This window comes from Paenibacillus tianjinensis (assembly GCF_017086365.1).
In the GTDB taxonomy this organism is placed as follows: domain Bacteria; phylum Bacillota; class Bacilli; order Paenibacillales; family Paenibacillaceae; genus Paenibacillus_AQ; species Paenibacillus_AQ tianjinensis.
In genome coordinates, this window is sequence record NZ_CP070969.1 from 1,902,985 (window position 1) to 1,926,538 (window position 23,554).

Sequence of the window (23,554 nt, forward strand, 5' to 3'; positions counted from 1 at the left end):
ATGTAAACGAGGAAGTAACCATGCCAACTATTGCAGAAGCCACACAATATTTCAAGGAGGAAAGAGGCTTTGACCGCCTCTTTCCCCTTATATTAAAGCGATACAAAGGTCTTCAAGCGTTAAGCGGAACCGTGAAATTGAAAGATATAGAGCCAAATGAAGTTAACGCCATTGAACGCTTTTTAGCCAAACAGCTTAAAATCGTTAATGGCGTAGCTACTATTTCTGTTGAAAACATTGTTGAGGAATACAGCAAAACGCTGTACGGTCACATCCCTTTCCTTGACCTATTAGAATCTTATTTTGACAAACCGATTTTAACTAACAAAAAGGAAAGAGAAATACTTAGCTCCGTTAAGTTTTCTTTTTTTGAAAACAGCTACCTGCTTTACAAGAGTGCTTTGGGCGATATTATTTACGACCGAATTCAATCGAGGTCCCGCGGTAGCGCGCAGGTGCATTTGTTATATGAGCGAGACAAATCGTTATTAAGTTCCATTTTGCCTGCTGTGTTTTTTGCTATTTCCAAACTTCCTTTGGATGAACCGGTCAGACTTCCGCTGTTCGCGTCTGGAATCAATGGAAATCCTCACTTTCTAGATTTCGATACAGAAGCGGGACGTATTTTTATTTCTTTTCTTCAAATATTATTGGAAAATGATGATGTTAAAAGTTACGAATCGCAACCTAGCGCCGAAGAAATGACTGAGATTTTAAATTTTTTTGGCATTTGGAGAGACGATGTTCTTAACCAAGTGTCGTGTTTCGGAATCCGTGGATATAAGAGTGATGACTCTTCATTTCTTGTGCTGGATGCCGCGACTGAGGAAAAAACATTTATCAACTTACCCCTTCGCGATGTGCTTCGATTAAAGCGAGTTGAAACTTATCGAAATACCGTTTTTATTGTTGAAAATTCCTCTTTGTTTTCTAGTCTTGTTGATTGTTTTATTCAAGAAGATAACTTTCCAAGTATCTTATGCACGCATGGTCAATTGAATCTAGCTTCGCTTAAGTTGCTCGATAAATTGTCTCAAACCGCTGATGTAATTTATTATTCCGGAGACCACGATGTGGACGGTCTTATTATTGCCGAGAACGTCAGTCGCAGGCTTGGACATAAATTAGAATTGTGGCGTTTTGATGCTGAGAGTTATACGAGTAGCCTTTCGGATGTGCCGCTAAGAAACGAATCTCGGTTGCAATTTGTGACCAATGAACATTTACTGCCCTTAAAGCAGCTTTTGCAAGAACTAAACTGCGCAGCGTATCAAGAGCGTTTGTTCCCTGAATACATTAAAGACATTAAAAACGTATTGAGAGTTTATTAAAAACTTTATCAAAGAAAGCCGGTCCACAAAGGATCGGCTGCCTTTTATACAACTAACGGGCAGTTTGATCAACAAGGAGCTTGGGAGGGCGATTCAAAATGAAGTTTTTACATACGATCAAAAAAATACCCGAAGGCTAGTGCCTTCGAGCTGTACTATTTCTTAAAAAAGTTTTCTTCAAAGCGTTTAGCCTTTCCCTGAATTATCGATATTTTCTGAGCCTCATCTCTTTGCTTCTTTTCCTCGCTTTCTTTTTGGAGTTGTAATTTCTTATTTTCGATTTCTTTTTCTAAATCTAATATAGTTTCGGTGATAATCTTGCTCCAACTACCTTCCACATCCCATTTTACAAACGAGGTAGCATTATACTTGAAACCAATTATGTCTTTATTCCAATCAACCTGTAGCCCATGTGGTGCATTATAAACTGTAAGTTCTTCTTTTGTGCTCTTATCGACGAGAGTAATCGTCATAGTCCAGTCTGCCCACTGATGAAGGTAATAATGAACATTTTGATACTCTAATTTAATTGTTCTATCGTTTTCGTAACCAATAGATTCTTTAACAGGGAGACCTATTTCCTCCCCATACTTTAGAACCCTAAGTAAGCTTTTTAGTGGGAGCATCACTTGTTTTGGTTGTTCTATCGGTTTCTTCTTAGAAAAAAACATTCCGTCACCACCCGCCACAATTTGTAATCATTATATGTGGGAAATCTTTCGGATATGCTGTTGCCGCAAAGTCAAGACTGCCTTTGTAAAAAAGGCAGTTTTTTGAACTGTCAGCTTTGCAAATCATTAAGCGGCTCTCATTAAGGTTTGCATTCCCGTCCATTGGCACTAATTAAGTAATTTTTTTAATCTCCAGTAATTGTTCAACTTTGATTACAAGTCCAGCATCTACCAAAACATTAAAAGCCTAAAGTATATATTGCTTCATTAGGATTTAACATAGCCTTTTACAAAAACTTTCGACTAACCTTCTTCCCCTCATACATAAACAAAAGCGGTTTATCATCCACAATCGTCTCGAGGTAAATGGTCTTCCCCCACAACTGATAAACATAAGGCAGAGTCCGCTCAACATATTTCAAATCCAGTTCAACCCCTTCAAACTGATGCAGTAAATAAAGCTCGCCGTTCTGTGAATAATCCCCATCCTTCACAACTAGGCAAGGAAAACCGCCGTTAACGCGAGAGTATACAAGCTGATCACGGATATTCTCCCATGATTTGTCGGTAATTTTCCATTCGGGACCCTTCTTCTCGAAAACATATAAGTCCAGGTCATTCACCAAATCTTTGGTCAAGTAATTTCGGATAAAAGATATGTCAGCATCGTTTTCGCGGACTTCAAACATTTTTTCTCTACCGCGTACTGGCACTCTTCCGTACCGTTCTCTTTCTTTCTGAGTGGGGTTATCCCAGCGCTTCTCGATATCCTCAAATATTTTAAGCCCCAGGTAATAGGGGTTCAATGAATGCCGGGAAGGTTGCACGACGGATGAGTTAAGCGCAGCATATTCGACGGTCTCGTCAGAGGTTAAATCAAGTTCACGCATGATCCGTTGGTGGAAGAAGCTTGCCCAGCCCTCATTCATAATCTTGGTCTCGATCTGCGCCCAGAAGTACAGCATTTCATCACGAAGCATGGTTAAGATATCTCGCTGCCAAGGCTCCAATATGGCTGAATACTCCTCAATGAACCACAGAATATCCTTCTCAGGTTGAGGAGGGAAGGATACAGGTGGCTCTTTGACCTCCTTTGAATCTACTTTCTCTAGTGACCACAAATCATCATAAGGCGATGAGGGTGGAATGAGTTTCGCTACCGGGGAACGTTTCTGCATGGAATAGATGTAAGCATTCTTTTCCATCCGATAAGGCTTAACGATCGAAGGATCGACATGCTCCTGAATGGCAAGCACGGCATCGATAAATTGTTCAACGGCTAACGTTCCATGGATCATTTCGTATTCACGGATTCGTTCTGCCGTTGTAGTCATGCTCTCAACCATATTCCGGTTTGTCTTTGAGAAGTGAGCATTGTTCTTGAAGAAGTCGCAATGGGCGAGGACATGAGCGACGATCAGTTTGTTCTGGACGAGAGAGTTGCTGTCGAGCAGGAAGGCATAGCAAGGATCAGAGTTGATGACGAGCTCGTATATTTTACTCAGACCGAAGTCGTATTGCATCTTCATCTTGTTGAACGTCTTGCCGAAGCTCCAGTGACTGTATCGGGTGGGCATGCCGTACGCACCGAAGGTGTAGATGATATCGGACGGGCAGATTTCGTATCTCATGGGGTAGAAATCAAGTCCGAGTCCAGTTGCGATCTCCGTAATTTCGGCAATGGCATATTCCAGTGCTTTTAGGTCTGTGGCGGGCATTCTTCATTCCTCCAATTCAATTTGCGATTTTATTGCTATTACAGAGAAGCGGACTGATTGAATCGCCTTCGGGTTGGTAAGGATGGATGTAAAGGAGCGATGTTAAATGACTGTGTTGTTCAGTTTATCGATTGTTGCAATTTGCTATTTACTGAATCTGTATTCCAACCAGAAACGTGTGTTAGAGAGCTATCGCGAGAATGCGCTGTATGCGTTCTCTTCACATGAAGATATGAAAGAGACCCTTCGCATTGGCTTGTATAACCGTTTTAAACGGGATTTTGATCAAGAGAAAGATGAAGATCCGCTGCTGTTCGAACATTTTGTTGCAGATATAATTAAAACTGTTCGAAGTGGCAGTACCTACGTTACAAGAGGTTCGGGCGATTTCGGCGTCGATATTGAAGAAAGAACAGATAATAGTCTGTTTTTGGGTCAAGTGAAGTGTTACAACGATCAGAATCTGGTTGGCTTCAGTCCGATTGCTATTATTCACTCCCAGATGGTTAAACAAGACGCTGTAGGTGGTTATGTGGTCACGACGAGTGATTTTACTCCTAATGCTCGTGCCTACGCACAGGGATTGAATATTGATTTGATTAATGGCAGACAGTTGGTGGAGCTGTGGTTAGACCATCTGAATGCAAAAAGTGAAAGGATCGAAGTAGTAAAGGCAGAGCCACAATTAAATTAGCGCTTCAAACGACAGGCATTTACTAATGAGCTTCAGAGGAATATATGCTATAATGCAGCTATGGGTGTGATGTTCAGAAGACTTAACGATTTCTTCAAAGGGAGGTTGTAAGGATGAATTTTAATCTCAAAGCTCCTGATGGCACTGTCATTGCATCGTATGAGAAGAACCATAAGGAATTTATTCGTATTGCCGGTTTGGAATATGAAATCTATAACCCAGTAGACGAACTGGATTCCGATCCGGAAATTCGCCAGATGATCGAAGCATCCGAGAAGGATATTATGCAAGGCAAGCTATACTCTACGGATGATTTGATCGAATTGGTGAAGCGTGGTGGACTGTAATTGATAGTCCAATGGACCGAAACGGCGCTAAACCGGCTCAGGCAGATTAAGAGCGATCACTTCACTGAACAGGAAACAATGGAGTACATGATCAACCTCATTCGGCGTACGGAAGTGAAAGTTGTCAGCATGGGAACAATTATGCCGTCACGCGAATATCATAACACTTATTATTGCTTCGTGGACCGATATGTTGTCTCTTATAAAGTGTTGGATAACGGAGAACGCTTTGTGATCACCTCATTCAAGTACGGTGCTATGAAGCGAAATCTTAAATACTAATGTTAGCCGATTCCCATGGGAGTCGGTTTTTTTCTGCCCAAAACTTAAGCACCTTGGCGAACCGAAGCCCAGCCTTCGTTCATGATCTTCGTCTCCATCTGCGGCCAGAAATAGAGCATTTCGTCACGCAGCATGGTCATAATGTCGCGCTGCCAGTCCTCCAGTGTCGTCGAATACTGCTGGATGAACCAGACAATATCCTTCTCCGGCTCCGGCGGGAAGGTGCGTTTTGCGGCTGCATCGGGCGCTGCAGGTCCGGCGTTGGCCTGATCCAGCTTCCAGAGCTCGCTGTAGGCATTCTCCTCAGCGGCTCCGCTTGCCGGGGTATCCTTGCGCTCCCTCATTTTGGCTTCCAGCAGATGGGCTTTTCCCAGCTTGTGCGGCTGAATCAGGCTGGGATCGATATGCTCCTGGATCGCCAGCACCGAGTCGATGAAGCTCTCCACGGTATCAATCCCGTAGGTCACCGAATATTGGGCTATCCGGTCGGCTGTGGCAGACATGCTCTCAACCATATCACGGTTGGACATGGAGAAGCGCATATTGTTTTTGAAGAAATCGCAGTGCGCCAGGACGTGGGCGACGATCAGCTTATTCTGGATCAGCGAGTTGCCGTCCAGCAGGAAGGCATAGCAGGGATTGGAGTTAATGACGAGCTCGTAGATTTTGCTGAGCCCGAAATCATATTGCGACTTCATCTTATGAAAGGTTTTACCAAAGCTCCAGTGTCCGAATCGGGTCGGCATCCCGTAGGCACCGAAGGTATAGATAATATCGGCGGGGCATATTTCATAACGCATCGGGTAGAAATCCAGCCCAAACCCGGTAGCGATCTCCGTGATCTCGGCAATCGCCCGCTCCAGCGCTTTTATCTCATCTTCTTGAGGCATGCATCCTTCTCTCCCTCCAGCTTGCTGTGTTTGCTGCAACTTATTCTGACTGCGCCGCAGAAGTTCCGCAGCTGCGTCCGGAACTGTTCTTATACGAGTATATGGGGAGCAGGGTGAGAGTATGATGGCGGGCTGTAGGAAGAGAGAAACCAAACCAGCCGGATGCCTAATCTGAAGGGACAGATCAGGCATCCGGCTAATTTTTTCGGCGTTATGAGATTAGGGCAGATGACTCTTTGAGCCATAATTGTAGTTTATACAACTAAATCGACGAAATAGGAGCCTAAGTTTCAGTTAGTTGTAGTTCGTACACTTATTTTGTGCTCAACTTAAGAAAAAGGCTCTAATAGCTATTTATAATTGTATGAAATACAACTAATACAGAAAAAGCGGGGCTGAGCTCTTTTTAATTGTACAGAATACACTTACCCTTGTCCGGCGTACTGCCGGAGAAGCTATAGTTACCAAAGCACAATTAATACACAAACCTCCGCTGCGCCCAGTAACTGAACAGGAAGATCGAGATCTCGGTCAGGATCTTGGCTGCGGCCAGCGGGATGATCAGCTGCTCATTATAGAAGTAGAGCAGCCCGTAGTTGAACAGCAGCACGAGAATCACGAGGGAGAAGTATTTGGGCAACGACTGGAGTCTTGACTTCTTGCCGCTGGTGAAGACATATTTCCGGTTGACGGAATAATTGAAGATTGAGCTGCATAATCTTGCGCCGACTACGGACAGGAACAGGTTATGAGTGAGCCTCTGGAACAGGAACAGCAGCGTGAAGTCGAGCAGGGCAGACAGCAGCGATGAGGTGCTGAACATCAGAATCGGCAGATAGATCCGGAACGAGTCTACAAGCGGCCGGAAATGGGACGATTTATTGTGGTCCAGATACACGGTATCAATGAACGCTTCAGTGATTTTATAGCCCTCCTCGCGGGCGGCCAGCAGCATGTTCATTTCGTACTCGAACCGGTCACCCGGAATCCGGCACAGCCAATCCAGCATCGAGGGGGAGAAGCCGCGCAGGCCGGTCTGGGTATCACAGATTTTCGTGCCTGTGGTGAGGGAGAAGACTCCTCTTGTCACCGAGTTTCCAAAGCGGCTGCGCAGCGGAATCTTTCCGCTGAAACGGCGGCTGCCGAGTACAATCCCGGGAGTGGGCTGGTTCAGCAGGATATCGGCAATCCGCTTAATGTCATGGGGCAGATGCTGCCCGTCACTATCTGCGCAGACTACATAGCCGGGCAGCCTGGCCTCCTGGATATACTTGAAGCCGGTCTTTAGAGCCTGTCCTTTTCCGAGATTGACAGAATGAGTCAGGACATCGCAGCCAAAGGCTTCAGCAGTCTGGAAGAGTCCGCGGTAAGCCGGGCCGCTGCCGTCATCCACAATGACGATGGAGCAGAGCTGATAATCTTGCAGCCTGATAATCAAATCCAGCAGCCGTTCGTCTGGTTCATACGCAGGAATTAGTATAGTTATCATAAGGGTCACTCCTTAATATAAAGTATGTCGCTTACACCACGTTCCTGGTTTTTGCCCTGCGGGTTATTGACGACCCGTCCCATGAAATACATGGTGGATGAACCGCCGCCGTCGAGGTTGTAGGCTTCTGTAGCACCGAGGTCCTGCATCAGATCTGCAAGCTCGGAGAGTGTCATTCCGCGGCTGTAGCCTTCGTTGCGCCCGTCAACAACTACGAACACATAATGGTTCGGAGCGATCATCCCGATCGCCGTCCGCGGATTTGCATTTTGGATCGAGCGGTTGCCGAAGTTGGTATCAATTTTGACATTGCTGAAATCACTGGTAATCTGGCTGTCCTGAATCAGAATCGGACCGAACGAGAGTGTATTCGTAGCCCCTTGCGCCAGCAGTTCGGACGAAGAAATCTCTTCCTCGTTATAGGTCTGCATCGTCCCGTCCTCGAACAGCGCCATCGCGTCCCGCACCGGATCATCCCGGTATACCGTGCCATTGCGGATAATCACGCCGTCTTCACGAAAGCCGTAGTAATCGCCGTTGATCGCGAACAGCGCATCGTTGCTTGCGGCTATTTCTGAGGTAATCTCTGTGATATTCGTACCAAAGCTGTTGTCGGCAAAAGCGGAACGCAGGCTGCTGGAATTCTTAAGCACGACATCAGCGACAAAATAAGTGATCTGGTCGGAGCCGGACCCGGTTTGCACCTCGTCAATCTTGATCTGGATATCGTCGCTGCTATAGCTCCAGTCATCTGAAGTGGCATGAACCTCAGCGGCAGTCTTGGCAGTCGTGACATTGGTGTCGGACGTACCGCTTGAGCTAGCTGACGAAGCTGCTTCATCAGCCACGACGACTTCTACATGCTCGATTAAGTAACGGTCTGCCAGTTTATATACCACTCCGCCAGCCACCAGCAGAAAGACTAGAATACCTATCCCAATTTTTTGTTTGAAGCTCAGGGTTTTCTTTTTGTCCATTTGTGCCATTACAGGATCACCTCTATGTTTAAGTTCTTAAGATGCATGATACGCGCGATACCTTTAATGAATCTGAAATGACTTAAGAGCCGTTATTTACGATCCAGCGTGCCCGCTTCCCAGTATTTATCTGTGTTGATGTATAGTAGAAAGAAATGCAAACGGTTGGTATACTTTAAGCAAATGTCCATACCCTTCCAGTCCCCTATAAGGAGGATCCGCATGAATGCGTGTATCACGAATGAGTACTCAAGTGCTCTGCTTAAGTCTATTGACGCTGACCGTACTGCTGATGATAGTCTTCTCAGGCTGCTCCCTGCTCCATAAGGAAAAGGCGGGTGGACCTCTAAGCCATGAGATCAACGAACAAGAGGACGTTGTCTATTCTCACGGCTTCAAGAGAAGCTGGTAAAAGATCTCCAGAACGGCTCTGTTGCCGAGACCAGTGGCTTTAAGCTGTCCCATGAGCAGCTGCAGATGATTTTCAGGGAACTAGTGCTGGCCAATTATATGCAGGACAAAACTTTAACGGATTCATGCAACATCAAGCCGTCTGTGAGCTATGAACTGCAAATAGGCATTAATGATCAAGAGCAGCAGTTTGCGTGGAGCGAATGTGACCAAAGCGCAGACGGCAAGGTAATGACAGCGCTGGCCCGTTACATCATCGGCATGGTGGAGGAGGAAAAGCTCTATAAAGAGCTGCCAGACATCCGGGGCTATTAGGAATGAGCTGAATATTGCTATACTTTAACTAACAAATAATAGAGTTCTGGGGGAGCTGCCGTGCTACAGCGTGTACTGTTAATAGAAGATAATGAAGATATAAGCCGAATGGTAAGCTCATATTTGGAAAAAGAAGGCTATGAGGTGGATACGGCCTTCGACGGGGAAGCGGCAGAACGGAAGATCACCGACGGCACTGCCTATGCTCTGGTGCTGCTGGATCTGATGCTGCCGAAGCGCAGCGGCATGGATGTGCTTCAGACGATCCGTACCGCGAGTCTTGTGCCGGTGCTGATAATGTCGGCTAAGGACAGTGATGTGGATAAGGCACTCGGACTTGGTTTTGGTGCGGATGATTATATCACCAAGCCGTTCTCGATGATTGAGCTGGCGGCCCGGGTGAAGGCGGCAATCCGCCGGGCGGGTTATGCAGCAGCCGGTGCCAAAACAGATGAAGCTATGGCATCCAATGAACAGGCAAAGGTCATTCTGCTGCGCGGCCTGACGGTGAACCTGGACACGTTCTCGGCACAGAAGGACGGAGAAGAGATCAAGCTGACCGCCAAGGAGTTTCATATCCTGAGGCTGTTCGCCGCGAATCCGGGCAGAGTGTTCACGAAGGCGCAGATTTATAGCCTGGTCTGGGAAGATGATTACTATGGGGATGAGAATGTCATTAACGTACATATGCGCAGGCTGCGGGAGAAGATCGAGGACGATCCGTCCCATCCGGAGTACATCAAAACACTGTGGGGCATCGGTTATAAGCTGGGGGATGTGCTGCTATGATTGTTTTTTTTAGCGGGGCACTTGTGCTGCTCCTGCTTGTGATCCTGTGGCAATATCTGCGGCTGCGGGAGCACGGACGCCAGCTGGAGTACATTCATTCCAAGCTGGAGAGTATTATGGACCGGGGCTCGCACGAGAGGCTGCTTCTGTTCAACAGTGATCCTGCGCTGCAAAAGCTGCTTGCGAGTCTCAACTCGCTGCTGGATGTCAATCACAAGGGTGCGGTAGAGATGGCCAGGCAGGAGCAATCCATGCGCCATATGCTGGCCAACATTTCCCATGATCTCAAGACCCCGCTGACAGTAGTGCTCGGCTATATTGAAACGCTGCTTCAGGATGATTCCATGCCTGCTGAGGAGCAGGAGAGGGTGCTGCGGACGATCCATGCCAAAGCGGAAGAAGTGATTACGCTGATGAACCGTTTTTTTGATCTGGCTAAGCTGGAGTCAGGTGACAAGGACATACCGCTGACCAAGGTAGAGACCGGTGAATTGTGCCGCCGCAATATTCTCTCCTTCTATGAGCTTCTCAGCGCTAAAGGCAGTGAAGTGCAAATTGATATTCCGGATGAGCCCCTGTTCATCATGGGTAATGAAGAGGCGCTGGACCGGGTGCTCGGCAATCTGTTGTCCAATGCCATTTCCTACGGCGATGCCGGAGGGGTGCTCGGTCTGCGGCTGTACAGTCAAGCGGACAAGGTGTGCATAGAAGTATGGGACAAGGGCAAGGGGATTTCGGAAGACCATCAGGATAAAATTTTCGAGCGGCTGTATACCCTGGAGGACTCGCGCAACCGGACCTATCAGGGCAGCGGGCTGGGCCTCACGATCACCAAAAGACTGACCGAGCAGATGAACGGTAGCATTAAGCTGACCAGCAAACCTTACATCAGAACATCCTTTACCCTGTCATTCCGCAGGCTGGATTATTAAGGCGTTCACCACAGCTTAAGAATTTCGTAAGAATCAGGTAATAAAAAAGAAAATTCCGCCCTGTAATATAAGAAACAAGGAAAACAATGAAGCCAAAGGGGATAACGGAAATGACAACGATACTACGGACATGGGACTTAACCAAGGTATACGAAGGCAAGGAAGCCGTGAATCACGTCAATATGAATATTAAGCAGGGTGAGATTTACGGCTTTTTGGGACCGAACGGGGCCGGCAAAACAACCGTGATGAAAATGATGACCAACCTGGTTAAACCGACTGCGGGCGAGATTGAATTTTTCGGTGAAAAGATGACGGAGCGTTCTTACGAGATGCTCAAGCGTATGGGCTGTATTATTGAATATCCGGTGTTCTATGACAAGCTGACCGCCAAGGAAAACCTGGAGCTGCACGGAGAATATATGGGCTACTATGACCCGAAAGCGATGAAGGAAGCGCTGGAGCTGGTGAAGCTTACAGGCATTGACAAAAAGCCGGTGAAGCAGTTCTCTCTGGGGATGAAGCAGCGGCTGGGGATTGCCAGAGCCGTGATGACGAAGCCGGAGCTGCTCATCCTGGATGAGCCGATCAACGGGCTGGACCCGCTGGGGATTAAAGAGCTGCGCGAGGTATTCCGCATGCTGAGCCGTGAATACGGGATGACACTGCTGATCTCCAGCCACATCCTGGGTGAAATTGAACAGATCGCCGATACCATTGGCCTCATCCGCGATGGGGTGCTTTTGGAAGAAGTTGCAATGGATACGATCCGCAGCCGGGATACTGACTATATTGAGCTGGTTACAGAAGAGAGCACGAAGGCGGTATATGTGCTGACACATGCGCTGGGCCTGGGCAATATCAAAGTGATGGGTCCCCGCACGGTCCGGATTTACGACCCGATCCCGCAGCTTGAGCTGAGTAAGGCACTCACAGCGGCTAATGTGGAGCTGGAAAGTCTGAACAAGAAGCATCATTCGCTGGAAGACTATTTTGTAGAACTGATGGGGGGTGAAGTCGTTGCTTAAACTGATCCGGCTTGAATTGCGCAAAAATAAAATCAATCTGCTCCGGGCTGTGCTGATCACCGATCTGGTGATTCTGTTATTTATGATTCTTATCGCATTCACAGGAATCGACGATGCCGGCGAATTCATTACCTATGCCGATGTATTTGAGGGTGTGCATATATTTGTAAAAGTTACTTTTCTGATTTTCGGTTCTGTTCTGATCAGCAAGCTGGTCATTGATGAGTATAAAAATAACACAGTGACTGTGCTCTTTATGTACCCGATCCCGCGCAAAAAGCTAATGGCAGCCAAACTAATTATTGTGTCGCTCTTCATTCTGATTACCGTCTTCGTGTCCAATGTGCTGATAAGTGCTGCTCTCGTCGGCTTCAATCACTACTTCATGGATACGATCACGGGAGAAGTGACACTGAAGCTGATTACGTCGCAGATTACTATGGCTGCTTCGGATGCGGTGTATTCAGCAGGGATTGGTCTCATCCCGTTGTTCTTCGGACTACGCAAAAAATCAGTACCGGCCACAATTGTGTCCGCTGTGCTGATTGCTAGCATCCTGTCATCCGGCTTCGGCAATTTCCGGATGGGTAATCAGGTAGGTGTCTCCTTATTTCTCGGACTGGTTGGTGTGGCTGTTGCTTATCTGTCTATCCGAAATATTGAGCATCAGGACATTGCATGATCTGAATAAATAGTCCAAAATACCCGTAAAAACCGCTTGGCGCCTGTGTTTTCTTGGCGACCACAAGCGGTTTTTTTGCTATAATAGATTTTAATTCAGGATTTTCTACATATATAGAGAATTTCCGCATTTACGGAATAAGAATAGCAGATTCAGAGCAGTGAAGGAGTTGGGCTATGCATAAAGACTGGGCTGCCATTTTGGGCAGGGTGCTTTCTGAGGAAAGCGCTTATAAAGCATTATACGATCATCATCCTGATTTGATTATTGTACTCGACAGGCAGGGAGACTACGTCGGCAGTAACCGTGCTTTGAGCGCTGCAGACGCTGGCGGAATGGCGCGTATCCGTGCAAACGGGGAAGAGCTCCCCCGGATACTCCCCGGTGAAGCTCATTTTGCAGCAGCCCTCGAAGGGATGACCTCCAGCTTTGAACTTGCGGACCAAGAAACCCAAGGTGAATCCGTTCCCTGCATTATTTCCTATATTCCTTTGAAATCTGCTGAAGGCATTGCTGGTGTATTTGCAATTATTCATCATGAGCGTTCCGCTCTGCTCCCCGGAATGCTGCTGGACTGGTTCAGCCAGCTGGCGGCAGCCGGACATGAAGCCGGGAGGAAAGAGGCGGAAGATCAGATGGAATTGGAATCAGGAGATCTTAAACGGCCGGCATTACTGCTGGAGATGGCAGAAGATCAGCGGCTGAGCCTGATTCTGAATTCCGTATCGGCCGGGATATTCGGCCTGGATACAGAGGGTCGTACCATTTTTATTAACCGTGAAGGTGCGGATATGCTGGGCTATGACGCCTCGGAGCTGGCCGGAGTTCATCTAATGGAACAGATTCAGCATATCCGCAGCAACGTCTCCCCCTACACCCTGATAGAAAGTCCGCTCCGGAGTACGCTGGAAGACGGGATTACCCGCAGCAAGAACGATGGGATTTTCTGGCGTAAGGACGGTACCAGCTTTTTCGTCAATTACCGGATTGCACCGCTGCTGGACAATGGGAGCATCTGCGGTGTGGTGGTTTCTTTCAGCGATATTACGAATGAGCGGGAGATTCTCCAGGCGAAGGAATCGGCTGAGCAGGCAGCCCAGGCCAAGTCGGATTTCCTGGCGATGATGAGCCATGAAATCCGGACTCCGATGAACGGGATGATCGGAATGGCCGATCTGCTGCTGGAGACAGAGCTTGAGGAGGAGCAGCGCAGCTATGCGGAAATACTGCGGAGCAGCAGCTACAGCCTGCTGCAAATCCTGAACGATATCCTCGACTTCAGCAAAATGGAAGCAGGGAAGATGCCGCTGCAATCTGAGATCTTCGAGCTGCGCGAAATGCTGGAGAATGTTATTGACCTGTTCACTCCAAAGGCGGAGGAGAAGAAGCTGGCCCTGCGCTGGTGGGCGGATACAAGTGTCCCGGAAGCAGTGACCACCGACCCTAGCCGGTTGCGGCAGATCATTGTAAATCTGGTCGGGAATGCGCTGAAATTCACCGAGCGGGGAAGTGTAACCTTGTCGGTGAAGAATATTCCGCTGCCGGGTTCTCAGGAATATCTGCTGGAGTTTTCGGTTCGTGATACGGGTGTAGGCATTGCCGACAGCAAGCTGAACCTGCTGTTTCAGTCCTTTTCACAGCTGCATCCGTCTATTAACCGCAAATATGGTGGGACGGGTCTGGGCCTCGCGATATGCAAGCAGCTTGTGGAGTTGATGGGCGGAACCATCTTTGTGGAGAGTGAAGAGGGCAGGGGCTCCATCTTCCGCTTTATGCTGCCCTTCGTGAAGGAAGAGATGGAAGCGGAGACAGTGCCATATTGAGCCGAAAGGCTGTCCAAGCTGATGCCGGGACAGCTTTTTTTGATGTGTGGAGGGTAACGGGTCTAGATAAAAACGAGCAGGCTGCGGAAGATCCCGCAGCCTGCTCGTTTAGGCAGACCTAAGAAAGTAATAACACTCTAATGCATGTACATGAGTCCTACAGTTGCCGGGCCACAATGGCTGCCGATAACACAACCGGCATGGATAACAGCAATTTCTTCTACGTCAGTTTGCTCCCGGAGCGCCTTTTCTAGAAATTTGGCATCCTCTTCGGCCAGAGTATGGGCCACAATCAGCAGCTCTTTATCCATTTCTTTGGCATTCAAGAGTGCATGCTGCAGCATTTGTTCCACAGCCTTTTCTTTCTTGCCGCGGACTCTGCTTACCGGCACGATGGCGCCGTCAATCAGCCGCAGTACCGGCCGGATCTTCAGCAGGCTTCCGATAAAATTCTGCATCCCCGAGCAGCGGCCGCCCATATATAAGTAGTCCAGTGTATCCACGACGAATTCCGTCTCGACCCGGCTGCGGCACTGCTCCAGCATAGCGGCGATCTCCGCGCTGCTGTGGCCTTTGGCGGCTGCCCGGGCAGCCTTCATGACGAGCAGCGCGATGCCCCCGCATAACGTTTCGGAGTCTACGACCCGGACGCGTCCTTCCGGAAATTCGCCTGCAGCCAGCAGGGCATTCTGATATGTAGAGGATAATGCAGAGGATAAGCCGACGTATACAGCATCTCCGCCGCTGGCGATGACCGGCTCGAAGGCCGCTATGAAATCAGCAGGTGACGGTGCAGCAGTTTTGGGCAAAGCTCCGTCTGCAGCGACCCTTTGGTAGACTTCCTCTGGTGTAATGTCCACACCATCCTTGTAGGTACCGTCCTGAAACACTACATACAGCGGAATGATGCCGATATCATACGTTTCCTTCCAGCCTTGCGGCAAATCGGAAGTGCTGTCAGAAAAGATTTTTACGATAGACATGAGTTTCTCCTTCACCGAATCTCGGATGACAATATGCATATTTAAGCCATATAATCTGTTTATTATACCAAGCCTATGGCGAATCTCAAACTAAAAATTAGGATCTGATAGAAAAAAGACTACCCGGAGCGGATAGTCTTTGACCGTATACTGCATTGCCGTGAAGGCATGCTGCTTATTTCTTAACGACAGGAATCCACACTTCGCATACATAATCGTCAGCTTGCGGATCACCGGGAGGATAGAGCTCGAACTCCGGCCCGCCAGCATGCTCATAACCAGTGCCGGGGAACCATTCCTGAAAAATCCGCTCCCAGACGTTTTGGATGGCATGCGGCATCGGACCTGTTGAAGTGAATACCGCCCAGTTAGCTGCTGGAACAACGGCAGTTTCAAAGCCCTGCGGGTCAGCGGCAGCCTCTGCTTCTACTCCGATCCAATAGGACAGCATTTCCCTCTCCATGTCCATGCTCATACAGATACCGAGCCAATTTTTGTCTGCAGCAAGCTGAATCAGTTGGTCCGAAGTACCGTCACTGTTGCATTCATTCCAGAACTCTGGGATTCTGCGATGATTCTCCCCGTCCCGGGTGGTCACCTCCATTGATTTGCCGATAACGTTAAAAGCCGGTTTCTCCACGATCTTGTAGTCCATTTCCTGATCTCCCTTCAATGATAGATGGAAAGAGAGGCGGGGGAACGCCTTTAGCTTCACCCCGGGTTCGCGCGCGGCAGAAGGAGACAATCCGTGTGCTTTGCGGAACGCCTTGGCGAACGACTCCGGAGAATCATATCCGTATTTCAGCGCTACATCCAGCACTCTGATCTTTGAGCTGGCCAGCTCCTGAGCTGCCCGGGTCAATCTGCGCCTGCGGATATAGTCTGCCAACGTAAAGCCGGTCAGCATGCTGAACATGCGCTGGAAATGGAATGGAGACACATGAGCAATCTTCGCGATATCCTCGATGCGCAGCTGCTCTGTCATTTTCCTCTCCATATAGTCCAGGGCTTCCTTCATTCGGATCAGCCATTCCAAGTGTGCCATCTCCCTTTGACTTCATCCTATCATGCCATGAGTGACCAGTCCTGTTATTCTGTGCTCATTAATGACAGGTTCGTTTCCACAGTATAACCGATTAGAGGACAGGCTGTCAGTTCCCTAAACGGTAGACTCTGGCTTCATAAGGCCGCAGCGTTCCCCGTTCTCCGGCTGCCGGCTCGTCAGGATAATTGCCGATAATGGTTTCTTTTACGGCGGCGAGCTCTGCAGGAAGCTCTACCGTCTGTGGAGTCTCGCTGAAATTCAGCAATACCAGCCATTGTTCATCCTCCAGCGTACGGGTGTAGGCATAGATATCCTCATGCTCAGGCAGCAGCAGCTCGTAATCGCCGTAAGCCATAATGAGATGCTTTTTGCGCAGGGCGATCAGCTTCTGATAGTAATAAAAGACGGAATCTGAATCGGCCAGCGCCTGTTCAACATTGATCTCTGTATAGCGCGGATTAACCTTCAGCCAAGGTGTCCCTTCGGTAAAGCCGGCATTATCCGTAGCATCCCACTGCATAGGTGTGCGTGCATTGTCACGGCCTTTGATATGGATCGCCTGCAGAATCGAATCATGATCAGCTCCGCCTTCGGTGACCTTTTCCCGGTACATGTTCAGTATTTCGATATCTTTGTAGTCTTCCAGCAACGGGAATTTGACGTTCGTCATCCCGATTTCTTCACCCTGGTAAATGTACGGCGTACCCTTCAGCGTGTGCAGCAGAGTGGCAAGCATTTTAGCAGAGATGACCCGGTATTCCCCGTCATTGCCGAACCGCGAGACCATCCGGGGCTGGTCATGGTTATTAAGGTAGAGGCTGTTCCAGCCGCGGTCAGCGAGACCGACCTGCCATTTGTGCAGAATCTCCCGCAGGCCCTTCAGCGTCCAGGGGATCACATTCCACTTGCCGCCCGGGCCGGAGTCGACGTCCATATGCTCGAACTGGAACACCATCTGCAGCTCGTGGCGGTCTTCGTCCGTATAGAGAATAGCATCTTCCACACTCGCTCCGGGCGTTTCGCCAACCGTCATGATATCGTATTTAGACAGCACTTCACGGTTCATTTCCTGTAAAAATTCATGGACCCGCGGGCCGTTCATATAATATTCGCCGCCGCCGGCCAGTTCGCCGGGAGCCAGCCCCTCGTGATGAGCCGAAGGCAGGCCTTCTACTTTGGAGATCATATTGATTACGTCCATGCGCAGCCCGTCTACTCCTTTGTCGAGCCAGAAAGCGATCATCTTATGCAGCGCTTCGCGCAGCTGCGGATTCTCCCAGTTGAGGTCTGGCTGCTTGCGGGAGAACAGATGAAGATAGTATTCACCGGTAGCTTCATCCAGCTCCCAGGCCGGTCCGCTGAAGATCGAGCTCCAGTTGTTTGGAAGCTCGCCGTTTGGACCGCCCGGACGCCAAATATAATAATCACGGTAAGGATTATCCTTGGAGGAACGGGATTCTGCGAACCAGGCATGCTCATCGGAGGAGTGGTTGATGACGAGGTCCATCATCAGCTTAATGCCGCGTTCATGCAGCCCGGCAAGCAGCTCCTCCCAGTCGTGCAAGGTACCGAATTCATCCATAATATCCTCGTAATCACTGATGTCGTACCCGTTATCATCATTCGGCGATTTATAGACCGGAGATAGCCAGACCACATCGACACCTAGCTTCTGCAGGTAATCCAGCCGGGAGATAATGCCTTGCAGATCTCCAATTCCGTCTCCGTTGCTGTCCTGGAAGCTCCGGGGGTAGATTTGGTAGACAACGGCTTCTTTCCAAAAGGCTCTGTTCATTTCAACGACTCCTTTGAATTTGGTTTGTTATATACCCACATAAACAATCTAAGCTGAACTTTGAAATTTTACTAGAATGGGCAGCAGTAACGGAGGGGAAGCTTGGAACTGTAGGAGCGATAGCGTTCGCCTTTGTTCACAGATTTCAACCGCCTATCGGTTCAAATCAAGAAATCAGTGAACAACAGTGACCGGAAGTCCGAGCATTCCCCGCAGTTACGGCGTAAGCCTATTGAGCAGATTTTCCAGTTCAGCTTACATAAAAAGCCCCGAAAGCCATAAGCCTCCGGGGCATTAAGAATTATGCCGTTACTGGGGTGCCCTCAGCAGTAACGCTGCTTAGCCCGTTCACAGTATACTCCTTGCCGTGAATCGTAAGTGCCGCCGGAACATCGGTTTCATTGACAACCGTAACCTGTAGATCAGTAACGATAACCTTCAGCCGTGAGCCGCGGAACATGATTTTGAACGAATACGATGTCCAGTGTCCCGGATTGGAAGGCTTCAGGATCAGCCGGTCTGCTTGAACGCGCAATCCGCCAAAGCCGTGTACAATCGACATCCACGTTCCTGCCATACTGGTGGTGTGGCAGCCGTCTTCCGTATCATTATTGTAGTTGTCGAGATCCAGTCTCGAAGTACGCAGGTACATTTCATAAGCTTTTTCCTTGTAGCCCAGCTCACAAGCCAGAATGGCATGGATACAAGGGGAGAGGGAAGACTCATGAACAGTAATCGGCTCGTAGAAGTCGAAATTCCGTTTTTTGGTGTCCAGATCATAGCGGTCACCAAGGAAATACAATCCCTGAAGCACATCGGCCTGTTTAATGAAGCAGGAACGAAGGATGCGGTCCCAGGACCATTTTTGGTTAAGCGGTAGGTTCTCCGGCAGAACATCCTTTACCTGAATGATTTCCTTGTCGAGGAAACCGTCCTGCTGCAGGAAGATGCCAAGCTCTTCATCGGACGGATAATACATTTTGCTGATAATTTCATTCCACTGGGCGGTTTCGCTGTCTGCAAGCTCCAGTTTGTCGGCGAGCTCGGCATAACGGGAACTTTCATTTTCCTGCAGGTACGCCAGCGCTTCCAGTGTATATTCCATGGTCCAGGCAGCGATCCGGTTCGTATACCAGTTGTTATTAACGTTGTTCTCGTATTCGTTCGGACCGGTTACGCCGAGCATCACATACTGATCCTTGCGCGGTACATAATGTACACGTTCTTCCCAGAAGCGGGAGATCTCCACCAGTACCTCAAGGCCGTATTGGCCCAGGTAAGCCTTGTCGCCAGTGTAGTTCACATAGTTGTAGATCGCATAGGCAATGGCACCGTTGCGGTGAATTTCCTCGAAAGTAATCTCCCACTCGTTGTGGCATTCTTCGCCGTTCATAGTCACCATCGGATAAAGTGCACCCTTTTTGAAGCCGAGCTTGCGGGCGTTTTCCTTGGCCTTTTCCAGATGCTTGTAGCGGTAGATCAGCAGATTGCGGGCAATGGTGGAATCCGCAGTACTCAGATAGAATGGCACACAATACGCTTCGGTATCCCAGTAAGTGCTGCCGCCGTATTTTTCACCCGTGAAGCCTTTAGGCCCGATATTCAGCCGGTCATCTTCGCCGGTGTAGGTCTGATTAAGCTGGAAAATGTTAAAGCGGATCGCCTGCTGTGCCGAGACATCCCCTTCAATAATAATGTCGCTTTCCTTCCATTTGTCGCCCCATGCTGCAGCCTGTTCAGTCAAAAGCGTCACAAATCCGGCTTCCCGGGCGCTGTTCAGCGCGGTATGGGCCGCCTCTACAAGCTGGCCGAGTCCGTAATTTCGGGAGGTCACATTGGCGGCATATTTATAGATAACCACCTGATCACCGGCCTGTACCGCAAGGCTGACTTTACTAGCCACGTATTTCTCCTGCTCAATTGCTTCAGGTGTCGTTGTAAGCTTTTCACCATTGACCAAAATGTCGTAGGCAAACGCCGAAGTCACATGGAAATCAAGCTTCTTCGTTTTGAGGGTCAGGTATCCGCCTTCCGCTTCGCTTTTCTTCTCCACTTCGTTCCAGAACTTCTCATCGTAGTTGGAGTCCTTGTTCTTGATGTCGCCGTCGAGGTAAGGAGTGATCGTAAGCTGTCCGGCAAAATTCACCGGAATAATGGAATAGCGGATGGCGCCGATCTCGTGGCGGGCCATGCTGACAATGCGGATGCTCTCCACCTGAACCTCTTTGCCGTCTTCAAGGGTGGCGGTGAAGCTGCGGGACAGCGTGCCTTCCTTCATATTAAGCACACGGCGGAACTGGCTTACAGTGCAGGCAGCCAGATCGAGCGGAGTACCGTCCAGGTCAATATTGATCCCAATCCAGTTGGTGCTGTTCAGCACTTTGGCAAAATACTCCGGATAGCCGTTTTTCCACCAGCCGACCCGTGTTTTGTCAGGATAGTACACACCCGCCATATAACTGCCCTGCAGGCTGTGACCGCTGTACTGCTCTTCAAAGTTCGCTCTGCCGCCCATATAGCCGTTCCCGATGCTGAATACGCTCTCGGAAATTTCCTGGGTCTGCGGATCGAAGGACTCTTCAATGATGGACCATTCATCAATTTTCAAATATTGTTTCATTGTTTTTTGGCTCCTTTTAAATGAGAGATGATATAAATGGAACTATGAGTTCGATGGTACGGTCTACGTGGGGCCGCTGCGAATACAAAAGGATGTTACGATCGCTGTTGTCCCCGGATGCTCAGATGAAAACTATAGGGTAAGCATCCGGGGACAAAGGCGAACGCTGGCGCTTCTGCACATTCCTTTTGCCTTCTCCGCTGATTACGTATCTCCGGTTCTCTCACAAATAGTTCTTTTATAAAGAGAGTAGGGCATGAACAAACAACTTACAGTTAGCTGTTACTATTCATCAAACAGCAGCAAATAATTCCTGCAGCTTGGCGACACTGATCTGGGCGAGGGAAGGTACGACGAAGTTCGCTTCAGCCAGCGTTTCCGGTGAACCGATGCCTACGCTGCTCATACCCGCACGGTTTGCAGCAAGGATTCCTGCTTCTGCATCTTCGAAGACGACGCAGTGCTCTGCCGGTACAGACACCGCCTGGGCACCCAGCAAGAACACTTCAGGATCAGGTTTCGCTGCACTGGTATGCGTACCGTCGATGATTGCATCGAAGTAGGGAGTCAGGCCGGTGTTGTTCAGAATCGTCATCGCATTTTTGCTGGCTGACCCGAGGGCTACCTTGATGCCGACTTCACGGCATTCCTTCAGGAAGGATAGCGCGCCCGGCAGAATCTCGGAGCTGTCCATTTTGGCGATGTATTCCACATAGCGGTTGTTTTTTTGCTCGGCAAGCCGTGCTTTTTCCGCTTCGTCAAACTCAAGTCCGCCAATTTCCAGCAGGATATTCAGCGAAGCGGCCCGGCTGACGCCCTTAAGGCGCTCATTGTCCTGCTCGGTGAACACAAATCCGAGTTCTTCGGCAAGCTCTCTCCAGGCGATAAAATGATATTTGGCGGTGTCGACGAGCACGCCGTCCAAATCAAACAAACAAGCTTTAATTACTGACATGTTGAACCTCCTAAAAGTTTTGTGAGCATAGCTTCTCGAAATAGCTTCGTACAAAACTCACTTCGGAAGCATATGCCTAAGTTTTGTGAGCATACCTTCCTGAATGGCTTCGTACAAAACTTGCATCAGAAGCGTGCAGCTAAGTACTTATGAGATGAAGGTTGTTTTAACGCTGCAGGTTTAGCGCAAACGTTTGTACAACATTCGAAAAAATAAATGAAGCATGGGATTGCTTCATTTATTCTTGAATCTTGGTCATTTCTTCCCTGGAGCATACATAGAAGATTCTCTAACGATCAAACGGTGGGGAATGACGAAACGGTTTGTATATCCGGCATCATTATCCGGCTTCTGGATGCTTTGGATCAACACCTGGGAGGCCGTATAACCAAGATGATAAATACCGATGTCAATACTGCTGATCGGCGGGCTGGACAATTCCGAGAGCGGGATGTTGTTAAAGCTGACAATCGCCAAATCCTCGGGTACCTTGTATTTCAGTTCGTTCAGACCGCGCAGCACCCCGAAAGAGACCATATCATCGACGGCAACAAGCGCTGTCGGGCGGTTCGGGAGATTCATAAAGAATGACATGGCCCGGTAGCCGCTATCCTGCAGAAATTCGCCCTCCACAATCCATTCCGTCCGCATCTCCAGACCGCTGCTTTGCATGGCTTTGCGGTATCCTTCAAGACGGTCGCGTGAAACGATGAGATTAGGCGGCCCGCTGACAAAGCCGATGCGCTCATGTCCCATAGAAATCAGATGGTTCGTAGCATCAAAGGCTGCCATGACATTATCGTTATCCACGGATAATATATCCTCATAGCGGTCGCTTCGTCCAATAAGGACAAAGGGATAACCGCCGGATTCGAGAAAATCAATAACCGCATCATCTTTACGTGAGTACAGCAGAATAACGCCGTCCACCCGGCGCCCTTTGAGCAGGCGGGAGACAGCCTCCAGCTCTTCCTTCTCGTTTGCTCCGGAACTAATCAGCACATCATAGCCGGACCGGCTGGATTGGGTAACAATCCCGCGGATCAATTCCATAAAGAACAGATTGGAGAAAAGCTCCTCAGCAGGCTTCGGCAAGATAATACAAATGCTGTTGGTTGTTTTCGAGACCAGGCTCTTAGCCATCATATTCGGAGTGTAGCCCATTTCCTCCATGATTACTTTAACTTTACGGGAAGTTTCTAGGCTGATTCTGGGATGGCCTGACAACACCCGGGATACCGTGGAGGGAGAAACTCCCGCTTTCTTAGCCACATCCTTAATGGTAACTGTCATAGAAACCTCCTTCATGGAACCGTTTGCTTTACAAAGTAATATTAATCGAAGTGCTGTTAATTGTAAATAGAGAAAGTCCGGCTTCAGGCTCTATACAGGTGATTTTGGAGGAATTGCAAAGAAAAGCGGCTCATTATTGCATGTTTCTACAGAGAAATCGGCAGGACCGGAGAAAACCGGTCAAACAGGAGCAAAGCCAAGGCCAGAGAAGGGAAATGAGCCGTAATGTAGTGTGCAAACGGTTTTTGCTGAAAAATCATTTCAATAACAGCTATATTAGCTTTTTGTTCTGTGCAAATATGTGCAACGTAATAAAAAAAATTCAGCGATAACTATACCATATTTCCATACAATTAATAAAAATGGCTGTTGACAACGCTTTAATTTACGGAATAATATGGTTAACAGAACTTAGAAGCGCTTACATGTCTTTATTTCGGGCAATTTTTGCTGTACGCACAAAGATTTGTCTGCTTTAGGTCAG

The 23,554-nt window shown here is 48.6% G+C and carries 21 protein-coding genes and 1 pseudogene; 11 read left to right on the plus strand and 11 right to left on the minus strand.

The genetic code is table 11. From position 1 onward, the window contains the following. Positions 1-20 precede the first annotated feature (20 nt). A complete protein-coding gene (locus tag JRJ22_RS08180; protein ID WP_206104012.1) occupies positions 21-1,331 on the plus strand; it encodes a DUF2399 domain-containing protein in 1,311 nt (436 codons plus the stop codon). Positions 1,332-1,486: 155 nt separating this feature from the next. Here JRJ22_RS08180 and JRJ22_RS08185 read toward each other — a convergent pair whose 3' ends face one another. Together JRJ22_RS08185 and JRJ22_RS08190 are read right to left on the minus strand one after the other, a co-directional pair. Next, positions 1,487-2,002, minus strand: a complete 516-nt coding sequence (locus JRJ22_RS08185; protein ID WP_206104013.1) for a hypothetical protein — start codon at positions 2,000-2,002, stop codon at positions 1,487-1,489. 287 nt (positions 2,003-2,289) lie between these two features. Next, positions 2,290-3,720 (minus strand): SpoVR family protein, encoded by a 1,431-nt coding sequence (locus JRJ22_RS08190; protein WP_206104014.1) that lies wholly within the window; start codon positions 3,718-3,720, stop codon positions 2,290-2,292. 106 nt (positions 3,721-3,826) lie between these two features. Here JRJ22_RS08190 and JRJ22_RS08195 point away from each other — a divergent pair, with 106 nt between their 5' ends. From JRJ22_RS08195 to JRJ22_RS08205, 3 genes are all read left to right on the plus strand, one after another. Next, positions 3,827-4,414: a restriction endonuclease gene (locus JRJ22_RS08195; protein WP_206104015.1), complete on the plus strand. Its 588-nt coding sequence runs from the start codon at positions 3,827-3,829 to the stop codon at positions 4,412-4,414. A 113-nt stretch (positions 4,415-4,527) separates the two neighbouring features. Next, the gene (locus JRJ22_RS08200; protein WP_206104016.1) at positions 4,528-4,761 is read left to right on the plus strand and encodes a hypothetical protein; all 234 of its coding nucleotides are present in this window, start codon (positions 4,528-4,530) and stop codon (positions 4,759-4,761) included. Continuing rightward, positions 4,762-5,043: a hypothetical protein gene (locus tag JRJ22_RS08205; protein ID WP_206104017.1), complete on the plus strand. Its 282-nt coding sequence runs from the start codon at positions 4,762-4,764 to the stop codon at positions 5,041-5,043. It begins immediately after the preceding gene. Between the two features lie 62 nt (positions 5,044-5,105). On the opposite strand, the pseudogene JRJ22_RS08210 reads toward JRJ22_RS08205, so the two are convergent. From JRJ22_RS08210 to JRJ22_RS08220, 3 genes and pseudogenes are all read right to left on the minus strand, one after another. Beyond that, positions 5,106-5,933 (minus strand): annotated as a pseudogene (locus JRJ22_RS08210) (SpoVR family protein); the annotation flags it as partial. A 475-nt stretch (positions 5,934-6,408) separates the two neighbouring features. Next, on the minus strand, positions 6,409-7,422 hold the full coding sequence (locus tag JRJ22_RS08215; RefSeq protein ID WP_232381071.1) for a bifunctional glycosyltransferase family 2/GtrA family protein: 1,014 nt from the start codon (positions 7,420-7,422) through the stop codon (positions 6,409-6,411). Between the two features lie 5 nt (positions 7,423-7,427). Then, complete coding sequence (locus tag JRJ22_RS08220; protein ID WP_206104018.1) at positions 7,428-8,408, minus strand: phosphodiester glycosidase family protein; 981 nt, start codon at positions 8,406-8,408, stop codon at positions 7,428-7,430. A 217-nt stretch (positions 8,409-8,625) separates the two neighbouring features. Here JRJ22_RS08220 and JRJ22_RS08225 point away from each other — a divergent pair, with 217 nt between their 5' ends. The 7 genes from JRJ22_RS08225 (at position 8,626) to JRJ22_RS08255 (ending at position 14,379) form a co-directional block, all read left to right on the plus strand. After that, a complete protein-coding gene (locus tag JRJ22_RS08225; RefSeq protein WP_206104019.1) occupies positions 8,626-8,811 on the plus strand; it encodes a hypothetical protein in 186 nt (61 codons plus the stop codon). A 65-nt stretch (positions 8,812-8,876) separates the two neighbouring features. Then, a complete protein-coding gene (locus JRJ22_RS08230) occupies positions 8,877-9,125 on the plus strand; it encodes a hypothetical protein (RefSeq protein WP_206104020.1) in 249 nt (82 codons plus the stop codon). A 108-nt stretch (positions 9,126-9,233) separates the two neighbouring features. Further along, the gene (locus JRJ22_RS08235; RefSeq protein ID WP_408637874.1) at positions 9,234-9,914 is read left to right on the plus strand and encodes a winged helix-turn-helix domain-containing protein; all 681 of its coding nucleotides are present in this window, start codon (positions 9,234-9,236) and stop codon (positions 9,912-9,914) included. Further along, positions 9,911-10,846, plus strand: coding sequence for a sensor histidine kinase (locus JRJ22_RS08240; RefSeq protein WP_206104021.1), 936 nt, complete (start codon positions 9,911-9,913; stop codon positions 10,844-10,846). Before JRJ22_RS08235 ends, JRJ22_RS08240 begins: the two co-directional genes overlap by 4 nt. Before the next feature lie 110 nt (positions 10,847-10,956). Beyond that, positions 10,957-11,874, plus strand: coding sequence for an ABC transporter ATP-binding protein (locus tag JRJ22_RS08245; protein WP_206104022.1), 918 nt, complete (start codon positions 10,957-10,959; stop codon positions 11,872-11,874). Then, positions 11,858-12,556: an ABC transporter permease gene (locus JRJ22_RS08250; RefSeq protein WP_232381072.1), complete on the plus strand. Its 699-nt coding sequence runs from the start codon at positions 11,858-11,860 to the stop codon at positions 12,554-12,556. The genes JRJ22_RS08245 and JRJ22_RS08250 overlap by 17 nt, the downstream gene beginning before the upstream one ends. Positions 12,557-12,732: 176 nt before the next feature. Further along, positions 12,733-14,379 carry a hybrid sensor histidine kinase/response regulator gene (locus JRJ22_RS08255; protein WP_206104024.1) on the plus strand — a complete coding sequence of 549 codons (1,647 nt, stop codon included), beginning with the start codon at positions 12,733-12,735 and terminating at the stop codon, positions 14,377-14,379. A 137-nt stretch (positions 14,380-14,516) separates the two neighbouring features. On the opposite strand, the gene JRJ22_RS08260 is transcribed toward JRJ22_RS08255, so the two are convergent. From JRJ22_RS08260 to JRJ22_RS08285, 6 genes are all read right to left on the minus strand, one after another. Beyond that, positions 14,517-15,362 carry a DegV family protein gene (locus JRJ22_RS08260; RefSeq protein WP_206104025.1) on the minus strand — a complete coding sequence of 282 codons (846 nt, stop codon included), beginning with the start codon at positions 15,360-15,362 and terminating at the stop codon, positions 14,517-14,519. Positions 15,363-15,537: 175 nt separating this feature from the next. Next, complete coding sequence (locus JRJ22_RS08265) at positions 15,538-16,398, minus strand: AraC family transcriptional regulator (protein WP_206104026.1); 861 nt, start codon at positions 16,396-16,398, stop codon at positions 15,538-15,540. Positions 16,399-16,513: 115 nt separating this feature from the next. Next, the gene (locus JRJ22_RS08270) at positions 16,514-18,202 is read right to left on the minus strand and encodes a glycoside hydrolase family 13 protein (protein WP_206104027.1); all 1,689 of its coding nucleotides are present in this window, start codon (positions 18,200-18,202) and stop codon (positions 16,514-16,516) included. 301 nt (positions 18,203-18,503) lie between these two features. Continuing rightward, the gene (locus JRJ22_RS08275; protein WP_206104028.1) at positions 18,504-20,822 is read right to left on the minus strand and encodes a glycoside hydrolase family 65 protein; all 2,319 of its coding nucleotides are present in this window, start codon (positions 20,820-20,822) and stop codon (positions 18,504-18,506) included. Between the two features lie 292 nt (positions 20,823-21,114). After that, on the minus strand, positions 21,115-21,777 hold the full coding sequence (gene pgmB / locus JRJ22_RS08280) for a beta-phosphoglucomutase (RefSeq protein WP_206104029.1): 663 nt from the start codon (positions 21,775-21,777) through the stop codon (positions 21,115-21,117). Positions 21,778-22,032: 255 nt separating this feature from the next. Continuing rightward, positions 22,033-23,070: a LacI family DNA-binding transcriptional regulator gene (locus JRJ22_RS08285; RefSeq protein ID WP_206104030.1), complete on the minus strand. Its 1,038-nt coding sequence runs from the start codon at positions 23,068-23,070 to the stop codon at positions 22,033-22,035. Positions 23,071-23,554: the final 484 nt, after the last annotated feature.

Excerpts from the sequence above, each read along its gene's own strand:
- JRJ22_RS08180 (WP_206104012.1), top strand. The coding sequence starts at position 21 with ATGCCAACTATTGCAGAAGCCACACAATATTTCAAGGAGGAAAGAGGC.
- JRJ22_RS08185 (WP_206104013.1), bottom strand. The coding sequence starts at position 2,002 with ATGTTTTTTTCTAAGAAGAAACCGATAGAACAACCAAAACAAGTGATG.
- JRJ22_RS08190 (WP_206104014.1), bottom strand. The coding sequence starts at position 3,720 with ATGCCCGCCACAGACCTAAAAGCACTGGAATATGCCATTGCCGAAATT.
- JRJ22_RS08195 (WP_206104015.1), top strand. The coding sequence starts at position 3,827 with ATGACTGTGTTGTTCAGTTTATCGATTGTTGCAATTTGCTATTTACTG.
- JRJ22_RS08200 (WP_206104016.1), top strand. The coding sequence starts at position 4,528 with ATGAATTTTAATCTCAAAGCTCCTGATGGCACTGTCATTGCATCGTAT.
- JRJ22_RS08215 (WP_232381071.1), bottom strand. The coding sequence starts at position 7,422 with ATGATAACTATACTAATTCCTGCGTATGAACCAGACGAACGGCTGCTG.
- JRJ22_RS08220 (WP_206104018.1), bottom strand. The coding sequence starts at position 8,408 with ATGGCACAAATGGACAAAAAGAAAACCCTGAGCTTCAAACAAAAAATT.
- JRJ22_RS08225 (WP_206104019.1), top strand. The coding sequence starts at position 8,626 with ATGCGTGTATCACGAATGAGTACTCAAGTGCTCTGCTTAAGTCTATTG.
- JRJ22_RS08230 (WP_206104020.1), top strand. The coding sequence starts at position 8,877 with ATGATTTTCAGGGAACTAGTGCTGGCCAATTATATGCAGGACAAAACT.
- JRJ22_RS08235 (WP_408637874.1), top strand. The coding sequence starts at position 9,234 with ATGGTAAGCTCATATTTGGAAAAAGAAGGCTATGAGGTGGATACGGCC.
- JRJ22_RS08240 (WP_206104021.1), top strand. The coding sequence starts at position 9,911 with ATGATTGTTTTTTTTAGCGGGGCACTTGTGCTGCTCCTGCTTGTGATC.
- JRJ22_RS08245 (WP_206104022.1), top strand. The coding sequence starts at position 10,957 with ATGACAACGATACTACGGACATGGGACTTAACCAAGGTATACGAAGGC.
- JRJ22_RS08255 (WP_206104024.1), top strand. The coding sequence starts at position 12,733 with ATGCATAAAGACTGGGCTGCCATTTTGGGCAGGGTGCTTTCTGAGGAA.
- JRJ22_RS08260 (WP_206104025.1), bottom strand. The coding sequence starts at position 15,362 with ATGTCTATCGTAAAAATCTTTTCTGACAGCACTTCCGATTTGCCGCAA.
- JRJ22_RS08270 (WP_206104027.1), bottom strand. The coding sequence starts at position 18,202 with ATGAACAGAGCCTTTTGGAAAGAAGCCGTTGTCTACCAAATCTACCCC.
- JRJ22_RS08275 (WP_206104028.1), bottom strand. The coding sequence starts at position 20,822 with ATGAAACAATATTTGAAAATTGATGAATGGTCCATCATTGAAGAGTCC.
- pgmB (WP_206104029.1), bottom strand. The coding sequence starts at position 21,777 with ATGTCAGTAATTAAAGCTTGTTTGTTTGATTTGGACGGCGTGCTCGTC.
- JRJ22_RS08285 (WP_206104030.1), bottom strand. The coding sequence starts at position 23,070 with ATGACAGTTACCATTAAGGATGTGGCTAAGAAAGCGGGAGTTTCTCCC.